Genomic DNA, 16,468 nt, shown 5'->3' with positions numbered 1-16,468 from the left:
GGGTCCGCCGCATGGGCTCATGCCCATGCAAGGGCCCGGGTGGCTCAATCGCCCGATTTCACCCCAACCCGAAGGGCAAGCGCCTTCTCGGGCGGTCTGCGGCGTTGCGGCGCTTGCCCATAGCCCAAGCTATGGGCGGCGCACCGCGCCTTGCATCCCATCCCGAGAAGGTGCTTGCGCGGCCCCGTTTAGATCGTAAACAGGTTCTGAGCCATTGATCCGGGGTATTGACTTCAGGTCGAAGCTTTAAACCGTTGATTCATAAAGTTTTTCGGGCAGTGCGGTAGAATTGCCAAGCCGAGCACAGACGCCTGCGAAAGCCTCGCAAACCGGGACATGCCGATGAATCGGCCGCAACCGCCGAGGCGCCCGCCGACCTCTCTTTAATTTTCACAGCCTCTGGACACATACCATGAACCGCTGCACCCACCGCCTGATCGCCGTCCTGGTCCTGACAGCCGCCGCTGCCGGCCTGATCACGACGCCGATTGCCGCCCAGACAGACGAAGCTCCGCTCAAGATCCGGGAATTTCCCAAAGCCGCCCTGCGCGGCGAAATGACGGTGCTGGCGCCTCCGGAAATTTCCCTGAACGGCAAAGCTGACCGTCTCTCGGTCGGTGCACGCATACGTGATGCCAACAACCACTTTGTCCTGCCGGGTCCGCTGACCAACCAGACGCTGGTGGTCAACTACCTGCGCGACAACATCGGCCAGGTGCAGCAGGTCTGGATCCTCAACGCAGAAGAAGCCAGGGAAAAGCGGGCCGGTTCCGCCGGCACCGTTTTCAACTTCATCACCGGCACGGCTGCGGCTCCCGCGGACGACGGCAAGACGCCCTACACGCAGCTGCCAGCCTACAAGCAGTAATCTGGCGTCATCCACCGCCAAGCAAGCCTCCCGCCCCTTTTGCCCTTCATTCAAGGGCGACCATAGCTATCATTTACATAGCACATCATGAGCAAAAAAGTTTTTATCAAAACCTTCGGGTGCCAGATGAACGAGTACGACTCGGACAAGATGTCCGACGTGCTGCATGCGGCGGAAGGTTACGAGCCCACCCAGAACGTGGACGAAGCCGACCTGATCCTGTTCAACACCTGCTCGGTGCGCGAAAAGGCGCAGGAAAAAGTCTTCAGTGACCTGGGCCGCGTCAAGCACCTGAAGGAAAAAGGCGTGCTGATTGGCGTGGGCGGCTGCGTCGCCAGCCAGGAAGGCGCGGCCATCATCCAGCGCGCACCGTATGTCGACGTGGTGTTCGGCCCCCAGACGCTGCATCGCCTGCCCGACCTGCTGTCGCAACGCCAGCGACTGGGCAAACCGCAGGTCGACATCAGCTTTCCTGAAATTGAAAAATTCGACCACCTGCCGCCGGCCCGTGTGGAAGGCGCCAGCGCCTTTGTCAGCATCATGGAAGGCTGTTCAAAATACTGCAGTTACTGCGTGGTGCCCTACACGCGCGGAGAGGAAGTCTCGCGCCCCTTTGAAGACGTACTGGTCGAAGTGGCGGGTCTGGCCGACCAGGGCGTCAAGGAAGTCACGCTGCTGGGACAAAACGTCAATGCCTACCGTGGCCCCATGGGCGGCACGGCCGAGATCGCCGACTTTGCCACCCTGCTGGAATATGTGTCCGATATTCCCGGCATCGAACGCATCCGCTATGTCACCAGCCACCCCAACGAGTTCACGCAAAACCTGATCGACGCCTATGCCCGGCTGCCCAAGCTGGTCAACCACCTGCATCTGCCGGTGCAGCACGGCTCGGACCGCATCCTGATGGCCATGAAGCGCGGCTACACCGCCATGGAATACAAAAGCACCATTCGCAAATTGCGCGCCATCCGCCCCGACCTCGCCATGAGCAGCGATTTCATCGTCGGCTTTCCGGGCGAAACCGAAGAAGATTTTGGCAAGATGATGAAGCTGATTGACGAGATCGGCTACGACACCTCCTTCAGTTTCATCTACAGCCCGCGGCCCGGTACACCTGCCGCCGCGCTGCACGACGATACGCCGCACGAGGTCAAGCTCAGGCGCCTGCAGCATTTGCAGGCCACGATCGACGACAGCGTGCGCGCCATCAGCGCCAGCCGCCTGGGTACCGTGCAGCGCATTCTCGTGGAAGGCGCGTCGCGCAAGGACCCGACCGAACTGATGGGCCGCACCGAGTGCAACCGCGTGGTCAATTTCAAGGGCCAACCGCGGCTGATCGGCCAGATGATCGACATCACCATCACGGCGGCCACACAGCGCTCACTGCGCGGCGAAGTCCTGACCCGGGACATCGCCATGCCGGCCTGAGGCGGCTCGTTGCGCCAGTACGCCAAGCACATGCTGCAACGGTTTTCGTTCCGGCAACTGCTGGTCATTGCGTTCCTGCTGATCGCCGCCTTGCTGGGCGCCGCTTCGCTGCGCGCGCTGTTCACCCTCGAAGACCTGACACTGCAAAGCCGTGACAACGCGGCCCGCGCGCTTGAACTGGGCAGCGCGGCCCAGTCGCTGGGCGAGCGCAGCGTCTCGATGGAACGCACCTCAAGGCAGTCGGTTGTCCTCGACGACCGGGTGCTGCGTGAGCGCTTTGGCGACGAAGTCCGCGAGTCGACGGCCATCCTGGACAGCCTGGTCAAGGAAGGCATCCCGAACGCGAAAGCGCGGCAATGGCGCGCGCACCTGCAAACCGTTGTCAGCCTGATGCCCGGCCCGCCGGCAACCGCGCTGGACCGGGAACGCCAGCTGGCGCAGGAGTTTCGCGAACTGGAGGGGGTCAATGCGGCCATCGCGGTGCAGGTTCAGCAAGCCATTCAGCAACGCAACAAATCGCTGGAAGGCCGGCTGGAAGCCAGCCGCCAGCGCCTGGCGCAGCAGGTGGGCTGGGCCATTGCACTGGCGGTGGTCATGGCGCTGGCGTTCGGCATCTGGTTCACCCTGCCCCTGAAGCGGCTGGAACATGCCATTGTGGGCCTCGGTGAAAACCGGCTGGACCAGGTGATTGCGATCCAGGGACCGGCCGATCTGGCTCTGGTCGGGCAGCGGTTGAACTGGCTGCGGTTGCGCCTGGTGGAGCTCGATGCCGACAAGTCCCGCTTTTTGCGCCATATCTCGCATGAGCTCAAGACGCCACTGGCGTCCCTGCGAGAAGGGGTGTCACTGCTGGAAGACGGCGTGGCCGGACCCTTGAGCGATGACCAGCGCGAGATTGCGCAAATCCTGAAGCACAACACCGGCGTGCTGCAGGGGCAGATTGAGGATTTGCTGCGCTTCAATACAGCGGCGTTCGAAGCGCGCCAGTTGCGCAGGCAGACGGTGGACCTGCTGCAGCTCATGGAGGATCAGGTCGACGCGCAGCGCCTGCAATGGCGTGCACGGGAATTGTCAGTCGCCGTCGTGGGTGAGCCGCTCAGGATGGAGCTGGACGCCGAGAAAATCGGGACTGCGCTGGCCAACCTCCTGTCCAACGCCATCCGCTACTCACCGCCCAGGGGCATGGTCCGCCTGGAGCTGGCTGCGCTGCCGGGCCGGGTACGCATTGATATTCACGACCAGGGCATCGGCGTGGCTGCAGCCGACCGAGAGCGGATTTTCGAGCCCTTCTACCGTGGCGAGCGGCAACCCGCCGACGTGGTACGCGGCAGCGGCATTGGTTTGTCCATCGTGCACGAATATATTGCTGCGCACGGCGGGCGCCTCGAACTGCTGCCAGACCAACCTGGTGCACACTTCCGGATTGAGCTTCCCCATGTTTCCAAACCCTGACTTTTTTAATCGCCGCACCCACGCGGGCCTGCTGGCCCTGGTGGCTGCGGCTGCGCTGGCGGCCTGCAGTGCCGGCCCTTCCAGCCAGGGCGTCGGCGACGCGGCGGGCAAGACAGCCGCACAACCGGCTACCGCAGCCGAGCGCGCTGCACGTGCCAATGCCGGCCAGCCGGCTGGCGCAGCGAAGCCTGCCCCACCGGCCGAGCCGGACGCCGTGGTCCGCATGCTGGCCTATGCCGAGCGGGTACGCGTAATGCCGCCCGCCGAACTGGGCCAGGAGCTCGCACGGTTGGGCGACGCGTCCGCTCCCGCCGACCAGCTGCGGCTGTCCCTGGTCCTGAGCCAGCTTCATCAATTGCCAGACCTGATACGGGCGCAGGAGTTGCTCGCCCGGGTACTCGGCAATGCAGACGCGGAAGCCCAGGCGCTGCAGCCGCTGGCCCGCCTGCTGGCCTCGCGTTTTGCCGAGCAGCGCCGCCTTGAAGAGCAGCTTGAAAAACAGAACCAGCAGATGCGCGATGTGCAGCGCAGGCTGGACCAGACCAATGAAAGGCTGGAAGCGCTCAAGGCCATTGAACGCAGCCTGGCGAGCCGTCCCCCTGCTGCGCCCGCATCGGCCCCGGTACCAACCAACCGTGGCCGGCCCCCGGCGCCATGACCTCATGACCGACTCCTCCACGCCATCCGCAGCGCCGGTCTCACAGTCGGCCCATCTGCTGGTCGTTGACGACGACCCGGACATGCTGCGCCTGCTGACGATCCGGCTCACCGCGGCGGGGTACCGCGTGACCGCAGTCACCTCTGCGGAGGCGGCCATGACCCAGATCCATATCGAGCGGCCGCAGCTGGTGCTGAGCGACGTGCAGCTTCCCGGCCGGGACGGCCTGGCCCTGTTTGACGACATCCGCGCCCAGCATCCTTCGCTGCCCGTGATCCTGCTGACGGCGCATGGCACGATTCCCGATGCGGTGGAGGCGACCGAGCGGGGCGTGTTCACCTACCTGACCAAACCTTTTGATGGCAAGGGCCTGCTCGACAAGATCGCGCAGGCCCTGGCGCTGAGCGCGCCTTCGCATCCGGCCAGGCGGGGCAGCCCCGAGGCATGGCAACACCAGATCATCAGCCGCTCCAGCCGCATGGCCGAAGCGCTAGCGGAAGCGCGCATGATCTCGCAATCGGACGCCAGTGTGCTGCTGCGCGGTGAAAGCGGCACCGGCAAGGAACTGCTGGCACAGGCCATCCACCAGGCCAGCCCGCGCGCCGGCAAACCCTTTATCGCCGTCAACTGCGGCGCCATCCCCGAGGCCCTGCTGGAGTCGGAACTGTTCGGCCACGTCAAGGGCGCCTTCACCGACGCGGTGGCCAGTCACAAGGGCTTGTTCCAGGCAGCCGACGGCGGCACACTGCTGCTCGACGAAATTGGCGACATGCCACCGGCCCTCCAGGTCAAGCTGCTGCGCGTGCTGCAGGAGCGGGTGGTGCGGCCCCTGGGCTCAAGCCAGTCCATCCCGGTGGACGTGCGCATCATCTCGGCCACCCACCGCGACCTGGACGCCGCCATGGCCGAAGGCCAGTTCCGCGCCGACCTGTATTACCGCCTCAATGTGGTGACACTGACGCTGCCGCCGCTGTCGGAGCGCCGCGAGGACATTCCCCTGCTGGCCAACCATTTCCTCATCAAGCTGGCCAGCAAGTACGACAAGCGCCTGAGCGGCTTCGCCCCCGAAGCCATCAAGGCCCTGACCACGGCCGCCTGGCCGGGCAATGTGCGGCAGCTCTACAACGTGGTGGAGCAGGTCTGTGCGCTGTCGACCACGCCGCTCGTGCCGCTGGCCCTGGTGCAGCGCGCCCTTCGCTCACCAAGTGTGCAGGTACTCACTTTTGCCGAAGCCAGGCAACGTTTTGAGCGCGACTACCTGGTCGGCCTGCTCAAGCTGACCGATGGCAATGTGGCCGACGCCGCGCGCCTGGCCGACCGGAACCGCACCGAGTTTTACCGCCTGATGCAAAAACATGGCTTGACGCCCGGGCATTTCAAGGCCGACAGCGCCTCCACCGCCTGACGGGCCCTGACGGACGGTGGGGCCCCGCCGCCAGGCAGTCGCTGGCTGGCGACAGCCTTGAGCCCCTGATTTCAAAGGGATTTTTTCTGCAGACGCAGAAGGCTGTCGCTCTCAGGCGACAAAAAGGCGACTTTGGACCTGTTTTTACGGATGTGTGGCCGCCACTTCCGAAACATCCTGGCCAAGTGGTTGATTTGAAAGGGGTTTTCAGAACTGGCACAGGGTTTGCCCTAGTCAAGCGATGGAAACCTTTTTCAGCCCGTTTCGCGACAAAGTTTTCGCCGGTTCCCGAGCCCCTGTTGTCCCCGTTGTCTTAGGCAGCGGTGGCCCCCGCTGGCAGGCCCGGCTGGCCGCCCTGGCATGCTTGGGCCTGCTGGGGCTGATGGCCTTGGGCACGAGCCAAGCCCGCGCTTGGAGCCTGGAAGACGTCGCCGGCCTGGCCCGCGAGCGTGCCCAGACACCCTTCAAACCCGCCGCACAAGCCATGCCGGCAGAACTCGCCAACCTCGACTACGACGGTTACCGCGACATCCGCTTCAACCCGGCCAGCACGGTGTGGCGGGCCGACAAGCTCCCCTATGAAGTGAACTTCTTCCATATCGGCAGGGAGGTGGCCTCGGTTCGCATCCATGAGATCACGCCCGAAGGCGTCAAGCCGGTCCCCTACCGCCCCGCCGAATTCAATTACGGAAAAAACAGCTTGTCGCCAGAAAAGTGGGGCGACCTCGGCCACGGCGGGCTGCGCGTTTTCAACAACCTAAACTCGGCCACTTACAAGGACGAACTGGCAGTATTCCAGGGCGCCAGCTACTTCAGGGCGCTGGGCACAGGCCAGCGTTACGGCTTGTCAGCCCGCGGCCTGGCAGTCGACACCGTGGGCGGTGGCAAGGAAGAGTTTCCGCGCTTCACGGACTTCTGGCTGGAAAAACCCGCAGCCGATGCGAAGCGGCTCACGGTTTACGCGCTGATGGACTCGCAGCGCATGACGGGCGCCTACCGTTTTGACATCACGCCGGGTGAACAGACCACCACCACGGTGCAGGCACGCATCTTCATGCGGGACAACAAGCAGCCGGGCGCCCAAACGCCGGTCAAGACGCTGGGGCTGGCACCGCTGACCAGCATGTTTTTCTTTGGGGAAAACCAGCCCCGCCCCGGCGACTTTCGGCCCGAGGTACACGACTCGGACGGCTTGATGATTGCGACCGGAGAGGGGGAATGGCTGTGGCGTCCACTGCAGAACCCTGCCTCACCACTGGTCACCTCGTTTCGCATGAAAAGCCTCAAGGGCTTCGGCCTGATGCAGCGCGACCGCGCATTCAACAGCTATGAGGACACCGAAGCACGTTACGAACTCCGGCCCAGTGCCTGGGTGACACCGGTCGGCGACTGGGGCGCCGGTCGCGTGGAGCTTTTGCAATTTGCCACGCCGGACGAGACCCATGACAACGTGGCGGCCTACTGGGTACCCGACAGGATGCCGGCCCCCGGGGAGTCCCTGGACCTGTCCTGGCAGATCGCCTGGCAAGGCAAAAACCAGCAACTGCCGCCCAACGGCTGGGTCACCCAATCGCGCCGCGGCACCGGCTATTCCAAGCTCGATACCAAGGCGCTGAACCAGCAGATCCAGTTCGTCATCGATTTTGCGGGTCCGGCACTCGAGGCCTTGCCCGAAGACGCCGCCGTGCGGGCCATTGCCACCGCCAATGCCAACGGCCGCGTGCTCGAAAGCCTGGCTTACCGCAACCCTGCCACGGGCACCTGGCGCATGACCTTGCGCGTGCAGCGACTCAACCCGGCCCAGCCGGTCGAACTGCGCGCCTTCCTTCAACACAACAGCAACACCTTGAGTGAAACATGGACCAACCTCATCACACCTTGATCCAGCCCGGTAGCCGCAGCCCCCTGCGGGAGGAGCGTCACCCGAACTCGGTCACCGCACCGCCCATCCATCGCGGCGCCATGGTGCCGCGTCCATGGCGCGGCTTCTGGAACGGCCTGGGAACGGCCGCGCTGATGCCCCTGGTGAGGCTGACCACCCCGAGGCCGGCCCGCGTGTTGCCGCGCGAGAGGCTGGAGCCCTGGCAGCACGCGGCCCAGTGCCGCCGGGCCATCTTCGTGGTGCTGACCCTGGTCAGCACGGTACTGGCCACCTGCATTTTTGCCGACATGCAGCCCGACTATGACAACGCCTGGCTGGAGTACGGCCAGATCAGCCTGTTTGCGCTGCTGTCGGCCTGGGTGGTCACAGGTTTCATGACGGCCGTGATGGGGTTTTATGTGACGCTGTTCGGAGATGCCCGGGCCCTGTCGGCCAAAAAGGTGCAGCACTACCCGCTGAATGAGTCGACCCGCACGGCCATCATCATGCCGATCTGCAATGAAGATGTGCGCACCGTGTTCGCCGGCCTGCGCGCCACCTGCGAGTCGGTGGCGATGACCGGCCATGTGAAAAACTTCGACGTGTTTGTGCTGTCGGACAGCAGCAATCCGGCCATCATCAAGGCCGAGCGGGCCGCATGGGAAGACCTGCGCACCCAGCTGGCCGCCCACCCAGAGCAGCCGCAGATCGAGGTGTATTACCGCCTGCGCAAACGCCGCACCGACCGCAAGGCCGGCAACGTGGCCGACTTCTGCCGCCGCTGGGGCAAGGACTACCGCTACATGGTGGTGCTGGATGCCGACAGCGTGATGAGCGGCGATTGCCTGGTCTCAATGGTCAAGCTGATGGAAGCCAACCCCAGGGCCGGCATCATCCAGACAGCGACCCAGGCCATCGGCCATGTGACGCTGCATGCGCGTGCGCAGCAGTTCGCCTCGCGCGTGACGGGCCGGCTCTTCACGCTCGGCATGCAGTTTTGGCAAATGGGCGAGTCGCACTACTGGGGTCACAACGCCATTCTCCGCATCGAGCCCTTCATGCAGCACTGCGCACTGGCGCACATCAAGGGCACGGGCGGCATGGCGGGCAGCATCATGTCGCATGACTTCGTGGAAGCCGCCCTGATGCGCCGCGCCGGTTACCACGTCTGGCTGGTGGCCGACCTGGTGGGCAGTTATGAACAGCAGCCGCCCGACTTGCTCGCAGAATTGCAGCGGGACCGCCGCTGGTGCCAGGGTAATTTGCAAAACTCGCGCCTGATTGCAGAGCCGGGCATTCATCCGGTGCACCGCTCCATGTTTGCCACCGGTGCCATGGCCTACCTGTCGGCGCCGCTGTGGTTGTGCTTCCTGACACTGGGAACGGCGCTGTGGCTGTCGGGCTCGCCCATGATGAGCGACTGGGCCCTGCTGCCCGGCGAACTCGTGTCGCTCTGGGCCTGGACGCTGTGCATGCTGTTTTTGCCGCGTATCCTCGGCCTTGCGGCCGTGCTGATCAACCGCCAGCAACAGGCGTACGGCGGCACGGCCAGCCTGCTGCGCAGCGCGCTGCTGGAAACCCTCATTGCCCTGCTGCAGGCGCCGATTCGCATGCTGGCGCATTCGCTGTTTGTCGTGGTTGCCCTGACGGGCCTGAAGCTGGAATGGAAATCGCCCCCGCGCGAGGCCGCAGCCGTGCTCTGGCGGCACGCGTTGGCGCAGCTCGCCCCGATGAGCGGCGTGATCGCCTTGCTGGCAGCCGGCATTGCGATGATTGACGCAGGCGCCCTGGTCTGGCTGCTGCCTGTGGGCTTGCCCCTGCTGCTGGCGATTCCGATGACCGTGCTCACCAGCCAGGTGGGGGTGGGCGCGGCCCTGCGCGCGCAAAGCTACCTGCTGATTCCAGAAGAAACCCGGTCACCGGCCGTGCTGCGCCGCGCCTGGCTACATGCCAGCCGGCGGGCCCAGCCGTGGCTGAAGGCGGCCTGACGCTTTGAAGCCCACAATAAAAGCCGCTTCAACCGGCTTTTATTGTGGGCAGATGGCCCCGATTCCATTTCTAATTCAATGCGAGAGTAGGCGCGCCGCCGCAGACAGTGCTACAGCACGGCAAGGCGGCGCAACGACCTATCGCTTTGAAGTAGAAATGGAATCAGAATTTGGGCATGCCTTTCATGCCGCCCATGCGCTTCATCATCTTCATCATGCCGCTGCCCTTCATCTTTTTCATCATGCCCTGCATCTGCTCAAACTCGTTGAGCAGGCGGTTGACTTCCTGAACCTGCACACCCGAGCCGGCCGCAATGCGGCGCTTGCGGGTGGCCTTGATGAGCTCGGGCTTGCGACGCTCCAGCGGGGTCATGCTCTGGATGATGCCTTCCTTGCGCTTGATGTCTTTTTCGGCTTTGTCCATGTCGACCTGGCCGGCCTTGGCCGCCATCTGCGCCGGCAGCTTTTCGAGCAGGCTGGACAAGCCGCCCATGTTCTTCATCTGCTGAAGCTGGCTTAAAAAATCGTTGAGGTCAAAGCCGTCACCCGACTTGATCTTGGCGGCGAGCTTTTGCGCCGCGGCCACATCCACGCCTGCCGCGACCTGCTCGACCAGGGCGACAATGTCGCCCATGCCCAGGATGCGGCCGGCATGCCGCTCGGCATCAAACACCTCCAGGCCGTCGATCTTTTCGCTGGTGCCGGAGAACTTGATCGGTGCGCCGGTGATCTGCCGCACGCTCAGTGCCGCACCGCCGCGCGAGTCGCCGTCGGTCTTGGTCRGGATGATGCCAGTCAGCGGCAACGCCTCCTTGAAGGCCTTGGCGGTGTTGACCGCGTCCTGTCCCTGCATGGCATCGACGACGAACAGCGTTTCAACCGGGTTGAGCACGGCGTGCAACTCCCTGATTTCCTTCATCAGGGCTTCGTCAATGGCCAGGCGGCCGGCGGTGTCGACGAGCAGCACGTCAAAGAAATGCCTGCGTGCGTAGTCGATCGCGGCTTTGGCAATGTCGACGGGCTTCTGGTCGGGCGTGCTCGGAAACCATTCGGCGCCGGCCTGCGCCGTCACGGTCTTGAGCTGCTCAATGGCGGCAGGCCGGTAGACGTCACCTGACACCGTCAGGACTTTTTTCTTGCGCTTTTCAATCAGGTGCTTGGCCAGCTTGGCCGTGGTGGTGGTCTTGCCCGCGCCCTGCAGGCCGGCCATGAGGATCACCGCGGGTGGTTGCGCCGCCAGGTTGATGTCGCTGACGCCCTCGCCCATGGTCGCCGCCAGCTCGCGGTTGACGATGCCCACCAGGGCCTGGCCGGGAGAAAGCGAACCCATCACCTCCTGGCCGAGGGCCTTGTCCTTGACGCGGGCGATGAAGTCGCGCACCACCGGCAGGGCCACGTCGGCTTCGAGCAGCGCCATGCGCACCTCGCGCAGCATGTCCTGCACGTTGGATTCGGTGATGCGGGCCTGGCCTCGCATTTCCTTGACGAGGCGGGAGAGTTTGTCGGTAAGGGCTGAGGCCATGAGCAGGCTCCACAAACATGGAGCAATTAGGAAAGGAAAGAAGAGAGGAAAGAAAGCACTACGGGCTAAACTGTAGCCATGATTTTAGCTTTCAGTGCGTGGTGGGGTCTTGGGGCGGCAGTGGGCGCCGCTTTAGCCTACGCCACCCTGGCGCTGGCCACCCCTCGCCTGAGTTCGTCCACCATCCGCGGAATTTTGCTGGCGGCATGGCTGCTGCACGCGTTGGCACTGGCCAACGGGCTGCTTGGAGAGCCGCCGCGTTTTGGTTTTGCGCCCGCCCTTTCCATGACCGTCTGGCTGGTGCTGACCGTCTACGCGATTGAAAGCAGCCTGTTTCCACAGCTCCAGGCCCATTGGGCACTGGCGGGGCTGGGCAGCGCCGCAGTCATTTTGACGCTGCTCTTTCCCGGCACCAGCTACCACCGGATCGCCTCGCCCTGGCTGCCGCTGCACTGGGCGCTGGGCATTGCCTCCTATGGGCTGTTTGCCGCGGCGGTGGTGCACGGCTGGCTGATGACGCGCTCGGAGCGGTCCATCCGGCAGGCCGCGCAAACCGATGCCGGCGTGCCGCTGCTCACACTGGAGCGCCTCACCTTTCGCTTCGTGGAAGCAGGTTTCGTGCTGCTGTCAGCGACCCTGCTGGTGGGCTGGCTGTTTGCCGAAACGCTTTACGGCCCGGGCCTGGTCCGGATGTGGAACCACAAAACGATTTTTTCCGTGCTGTCCTGGCTGACCTTTGCGGGGCTGCTGGCCGGGCGTGCCCGCCTCGGCTGGCGCGGCCGCAAGGCGGTTCACGTGCTGTACCTGGGCGCGGGCCTGCTGCTGCTGGGCTATGCAGGTTCGAGCTTTGTGCTTGAAGTCATCCTGAGGCGCGCATGAAATACCTGCTGGTCGCGGCTCTTGTGCTGATGGTTTTCTGGCTCTGGCGCCACAACCGGCAGGCCGAAAGAGATGAAGCCGCCGCGGCTCGTCCGCCCAGCCCGCCGCGCCCGGCCACAGAGGTCACGGAGATGGTGGCCTGCGAGGTTTGCCACGTGCATCTTCCCCGGTCCGAAGCCCTGATCGGGTCCAGGGGCGGCATCTACTGCAGCGATGCGCATCGCCGTCAGGCCGGAGACTAGATGACCACGCCATCCCAATGGTTTGAGACGGCGGAAAAGATCCCCGGAGCCTGGGAGACTGAACCCGAACTCGGTTCGTTCGGGCGCCTCTGGCGCGTTTTCATGACGGCGCGCGTCGCGACTGCCGGCGTGCTGGTGGTCCTGCAAGCCGTCATCCATGCCTTGGGCAGCAGCAGCAATCGCTGGCCCGTCGCCGTGTGCATCGCCTACTTGTGTGCGACGCTGGCCGTACGGCTCTGGGCCCGGCCACGGCCACCGGGCCGCACGTTTGACGCACACTGGCTGGCCACCATCGGGGTGGACGTGATCACCTTCTCCCTGCTGGAATTCCTGCAATCGGGCGGCATCAATTACGCCCCGCTGTTTGCCCTGCCGGTGCTTTTATCGTCGATTCTCGGGCCGATTTTGCTGGCTTTTGGCACGGCTGCCAGCGTCACGCTTTTGTTGCTCGCCGATGCCTGGTGGACTTCCCTGCAGACGTTGGGGGATTTCAACGCGCGCTTTCTCCAGGCCGGCCTGAGCGGCTCGGGATTCTTCCTGGTGGCACTGCTGGCCAACCAGCTGGCGCTGCGGTTGGCGCGGGAGGAACAACGGGCCAAGGCCAGCCAGTCTGCGGCCCGCATGCAGACGCAGGTCAATGAACTGGTCATTGAAGCATTGGCCGATGGCGTGCTGGTGGTTGACGTCAATGGCGTTGTGCGTTCTGCGAACCCGGCTTCCAGGCGCTTGCTATTCATGCGCAAGGCCATCCGCAACGCGCCCTTCATGCTGGCCACGGAGAACGCCTGGCAACCGCTGGCCGATCTGATGCATCACACCTTCCTGACGCAGTCCCCCCAGGAAGCGGACATCCGGCTTGAATACCCGGCACGCAACACAAGGCGGCTGCATGTCCGCACGCGCCTGGCGGCCTCGCAGAACGGCACGCACGAAAACCTCTGCGTGATGTTTCTCGAGGACCTGCGCGAAATGGAAGCGCGTGTGCGCACCGAAAAAATGGCCGCCATGGGGCGCATGTCTGCCGCGGTGGCCCACGAAATCAGGAACCCGCTTGCCGCCATTTCACAGGCCAACGCCCTGCTTGAAGAAGACCTGCAGGATGCCGGCCACCGGCAACTCACCGCCATGGTCAGGCAAAACGCCCAGCGCCTGGCCAAAATTGTCGATGAGGTCCTGAACATCTCGCGGGCTCAGGAGCAGGCACCGGCGCTGCAGACGACTTCGCTGATGCTGGATGACACCGTCGTTCACATCGCCACCGATTGGGCCAGGCAGACCGGGGCATCACAGCGCCTGCGCCTGACCATGGGCGCGGCCCAGGCCGCGGTCCGGTTCGAGGCCGAGCATCTGCGGCGCCTGATGGTCAACCTGCTGGATAACGCCCTGCGTTACGCCAGCACCTCCGCGCATTCGATGGAAGTAGTGACCCGGGTGATGGCGGGAGGCGAGGTGCGGCTGGCGGTATGGAGTGATGGCCAACCGCTGGAGGCAACGGTCGAGACCCATTTATTCGAACCTTTTTTCTCCTCCGAAAGCCGCTCCAGCGGGCTGGGCCTCTACATCTGCCGGGAATTGTGTGAGCGCTACGGCGCCCTGATTGGCTATCAGCGGGTGGCGCGTGATGCCGCCGAAGGCAATGAGTTTTTTGTCATCTTCAAGCCGGTGCCACAATCCCCGGGCAATTCCCAGCTTTCTTTTGACACAATGCCTGCCTGAGACCCTACGCATACCCTACGCATGCAAGTACCCCCCACCACACCAGCCCATATTCTTGTCGTCGACGATGAGCCGGATCTGCGCACCCTGTACGAGCTGACGCTGCTTCGCGAAGGCTATCGGGTGGAAGCGGCCGGCGATTTATTGCAGGCGCGCGAGCAGCTTGAGAGCAAACGCTTCGATGCGGTCATCACCGACATGCGCCTGCCCGATGGCTTGGGGCTGGAGCTGCTGCGTGAGCTGGTGGCCCAGCAGCGCGCGGAACGCTGCGTGATCATCACGGCGCACGGCTCAGCCGAAAATGCGGTGGAAGCCCTCAAGGCCGGCGCGTTCGACTATCTCACCAAACCCGTTGATCTGAAGCAGTTCCGCAACGTCGTGGCGTCGGCCATCCAGGGCACGCAGAATCTGGCGCGGCCAGCCGCTGGCGATACCAGCCCCGGCGAGCTGGGCCCGGGACCGACCGTTGCCACCTCAGCCAAATCGGACAAATCGGACAAGTCGTCTGCCATCCTGCAAAAGCTGGTGGGCGAATCGGCGGTGATGCGGGCGGTCAAGTCGCGCATTGTCAAGGTAGCCGGCAGCATGGCGCCGGTCCTGATTCAGGGCGAATCGGGCACGGGCAAAGAGCTGGTGGCGCACGCGGTGCATGCCTGCAGCCACCGCGCGGCCGGCCCCTTCGTGGCGGTCAACTGCGGCGCCATTCCGGAAAACCTGCTCGAAGCAGAGTTTTTTGGCGCGCGCAAAGGCGCCTACACCGGCTCGACCCAGGACCGGCAAGGCTACTTTCAGGCCGCCAAGGGGGGAACCCTGTTTCTCGATGAGATCGGCGATCTGCCGCTGGCCATGCAATCAAAGCTGCTGCGGGCGATCCAGGAACGCTCGGTGCGGCCGCTGGGCTCCCCCCAGGAAGACACGGTGGATGTCCGCATCGTCAGCGCCACGCACAAAGAGCTGGGCGCGCAGGTTCAGGCAGGCGCCTTCCGGCAGGATCTGTATTACCGGCTCAACGTGATCGAAATCGGTGTGCCGCCGCTGCGCGAGCGGCGCGAAGACCTGCCGGCACTTTGCCAGGCCCTGCTGTCAAGAATCTGCAAGGAGTCGGGGCTCGCCGTGCCTGAGCTCACCGGCGCGGTGACGGAGCAGCTGCGCTCGCATCCCTTTGACGGCAATGTCAGGGAACTGGAGAATATCCTGCACCGCGCGGTGGCACTCGGCGAAGGCAATGACCTGCATTTCGAGGCGCCCCCCCAGGATTTCGTGGCGGTTCCGGAAAATCTGCAGGCGTTTCTCGACCAGCAGGAGAAAAACATCCTCTCCAAGGTGTTGCAGGAGACCGGGTTTAACCGCACCGCTGCCGCCTCCAAACTGGGGCTGAGCCTGCGCCAGATCCGCTACCGCATTGCCCGCCTGAACATCGAGACACCCGGCGGCGATGACACATCCGATGAACCTGCCTGAGCCCGATGGCACGCCGGCTGTCAGTTCGGCCTTGTGGCGGGACGGCTGGTACCGCTTTGCACGCACGCTGGCATCACCGAATTTCGGCCCACGTCCGTGCGGCGCGCACATCGACCTGATCGTCATTCACTCCATCAGCCTGCCACCCGGCGAGTTTGGCAACGGCAACGTGCAGCGCCTCTTTACCAATCAGCTCGACTGGGAAGCGCACCCTTACTTCCAGAGCATTCGGGGCCTGCAGGTGTCGTCGCACTTTTTCATCACCCGCACCGGTGCGTTGTGGCAATTTGTCGGCTGCGACGACCGTGCATGGCATGCCGGCGAGTCCCGTTACCGGGGACGCGGCAACTGCAACGACGACTCGATTGGCATTGAGCTGGAAGGGCTGGAGGGCAGCACCTTTGAAGCGCGCCAGTACGAGACCCTGGCGGGACTGTGTGCAGCGCTGCTTCAGGCCTATCCCATTGCCCACATTGCGGGGCACGAGCACATCGCGGCCGGACGCAAGCAGGACCCCGGCCCGGGTTTTGACTGGCCCTTGTTGCAACGCTCACTGGCCGCGCCCGATAGGTATTTTCCCGCAATCGACTGAACTGATGCGAAGTCGGCAGCCCGCCGATGAAAATACATCGAGTGGCTAGAAAATAAACGGTATTTTTACCCATCAAGTATTCGTCGGCCTTGACAGAAGGAAGTCCGCGCAAAAGCCCACCGGCACTTCGTTTGTCTCGCCAAAGCCTGATCTGACAAGGCTTTCACGGCTATTCGCCACACCAATCCGGCGCCATCCGGCACGCAAAAAACAGCGTGAAAAAGGCCTCAGGACGCAAAAGCGAATTCAGTCGGCGATACACTACCGGTAGTGGCTTGTATTCCACTTGGACCCTAGGTATAGTGTCTTAGCCCTGATTCAGTTTGATGTAATTCGGGCGGATCAGGACGAGGAATATCACGAGGGATATCGCCAAGAAATCAGCTTGCGGAT

General features: G+C 63.9%; 13 protein-coding genes. 12 read left to right on the top strand and 1 reads right to left on the bottom strand.

The features are described 5' to 3' along the window. The first annotated feature begins 412 nt into the window (after positions 1-412). The 7 genes from AC1DUB_RS23925 to mdoH all read left to right on the top strand — a co-directional run bounded on the left by AC1DUB_RS23925 (position 413) and on the right by mdoH (position 9,663). Positions 413-868 carry a hypothetical protein gene (locus AC1DUB_RS23925; RefSeq protein WP_477731651.1) on the top strand — a complete coding sequence of 152 codons (456 nt, stop codon included), beginning with the start codon at positions 413-415 and terminating at the stop codon, positions 866-868. An 87-nt stretch (positions 869-955) separates the two neighbouring features. Continuing rightward, positions 956-2,299 carry a tRNA (N6-isopentenyl adenosine(37)-C2)-methylthiotransferase MiaB gene (gene miaB / locus AC1DUB_RS23920; RefSeq protein WP_477731650.1) on the top strand — a complete coding sequence of 448 codons (1,344 nt, stop codon included), beginning with the start codon at positions 956-958 and terminating at the stop codon, positions 2,297-2,299. Positions 2,300-2,329: 30 nt separating this feature from the next. After that, the gene (locus tag AC1DUB_RS23915) at positions 2,330-3,751 is read left to right on the top strand and encodes a sensor histidine kinase (protein ID WP_477731649.1); all 1,422 of its coding nucleotides are present in this window, start codon (positions 2,330-2,332) and stop codon (positions 3,749-3,751) included. Then, entirely contained in the window at positions 3,735-4,409 is a 675-nt protein-coding gene (locus AC1DUB_RS23910) for a hypothetical protein (RefSeq protein ID WP_477731648.1), read from the top strand. The genes AC1DUB_RS23915 and AC1DUB_RS23910 overlap by 17 nt, the downstream gene beginning before the upstream one ends. Positions 4,410-4,413: 4 nt before the next feature. After that, complete coding sequence (locus AC1DUB_RS23905) at positions 4,414-5,814, top strand: sigma 54-interacting transcriptional regulator (RefSeq protein WP_477731647.1); 1,401 nt, start codon at positions 4,414-4,416, stop codon at positions 5,812-5,814. A gap of 241 nt (positions 5,815-6,055) precedes the next feature. Further along, complete coding sequence (locus AC1DUB_RS23900; RefSeq protein ID WP_477731646.1) at positions 6,056-7,696, top strand: glucan biosynthesis protein G; 1,641 nt, start codon at positions 6,056-6,058, stop codon at positions 7,694-7,696. Continuing rightward, a complete protein-coding gene (gene mdoH, locus AC1DUB_RS23895; RefSeq protein ID WP_477731645.1) occupies positions 7,672-9,663 on the top strand; it encodes a glucans biosynthesis glucosyltransferase MdoH in 1,992 nt (663 codons plus the stop codon). Before AC1DUB_RS23900 ends, mdoH begins: the two co-directional genes overlap by 25 nt. Positions 9,664-9,826: 163 nt before the next feature. Here mdoH and ffh read toward each other — a convergent pair whose 3' ends face one another. Next, positions 9,827-11,185, bottom strand: a complete 1,359-nt coding sequence (gene ffh, locus AC1DUB_RS23890; RefSeq protein WP_477731644.1) for a signal recognition particle protein — start codon at positions 11,183-11,185, stop codon at positions 9,827-9,829. A gap of 78 nt (positions 11,186-11,263) precedes the next feature. Between ffh and AC1DUB_RS23885 the strand changes: the two genes are divergently transcribed. Genes AC1DUB_RS23885 through ampD form a run of 5 tightly spaced genes read left to right on the top strand, consistent with a single transcriptional unit; the run spans position 11,264 to position 16,075 of the window. Continuing rightward, the gene (locus AC1DUB_RS23885) at positions 11,264-12,064 is read left to right on the top strand and encodes a cytochrome C assembly family protein (protein WP_477731643.1); all 801 of its coding nucleotides are present in this window, start codon (positions 11,264-11,266) and stop codon (positions 12,062-12,064) included. Then, complete coding sequence (locus AC1DUB_RS23880; protein WP_477731642.1) at positions 12,061-12,306, top strand: PP0621 family protein; 246 nt, start codon at positions 12,061-12,063, stop codon at positions 12,304-12,306. The genes AC1DUB_RS23885 and AC1DUB_RS23880 overlap by 4 nt, the downstream gene beginning before the upstream one ends. Next, positions 12,307-14,022: a sensor histidine kinase gene (locus AC1DUB_RS23875; protein WP_477731641.1), complete on the top strand. Its 1,716-nt coding sequence runs from the start codon at positions 12,307-12,309 to the stop codon at positions 14,020-14,022. A gap of 21 nt (positions 14,023-14,043) precedes the next feature. Next, complete coding sequence (locus AC1DUB_RS23870) at positions 14,044-15,483, top strand: sigma-54-dependent transcriptional regulator (RefSeq protein ID WP_477731640.1); 1,440 nt, start codon at positions 14,044-14,046, stop codon at positions 15,481-15,483. Beyond that, a complete protein-coding gene (gene ampD, locus AC1DUB_RS23865) occupies positions 15,470-16,075 on the top strand; it encodes a 1,6-anhydro-N-acetylmuramyl-L-alanine amidase AmpD (RefSeq protein ID WP_477731639.1) in 606 nt (201 codons plus the stop codon). The genes AC1DUB_RS23870 and ampD overlap by 14 nt, the downstream gene beginning before the upstream one ends. The last annotated feature ends 393 nt before the right edge of the window (positions 16,076-16,468 follow it).

Source organism: Polaromonas sp. P4_F9 (assembly GCF_056401235.1).
Note: the sequence above shows the minus strand (reverse complement) of the source record. Positions and strands in the feature narration are given on the sequence as shown.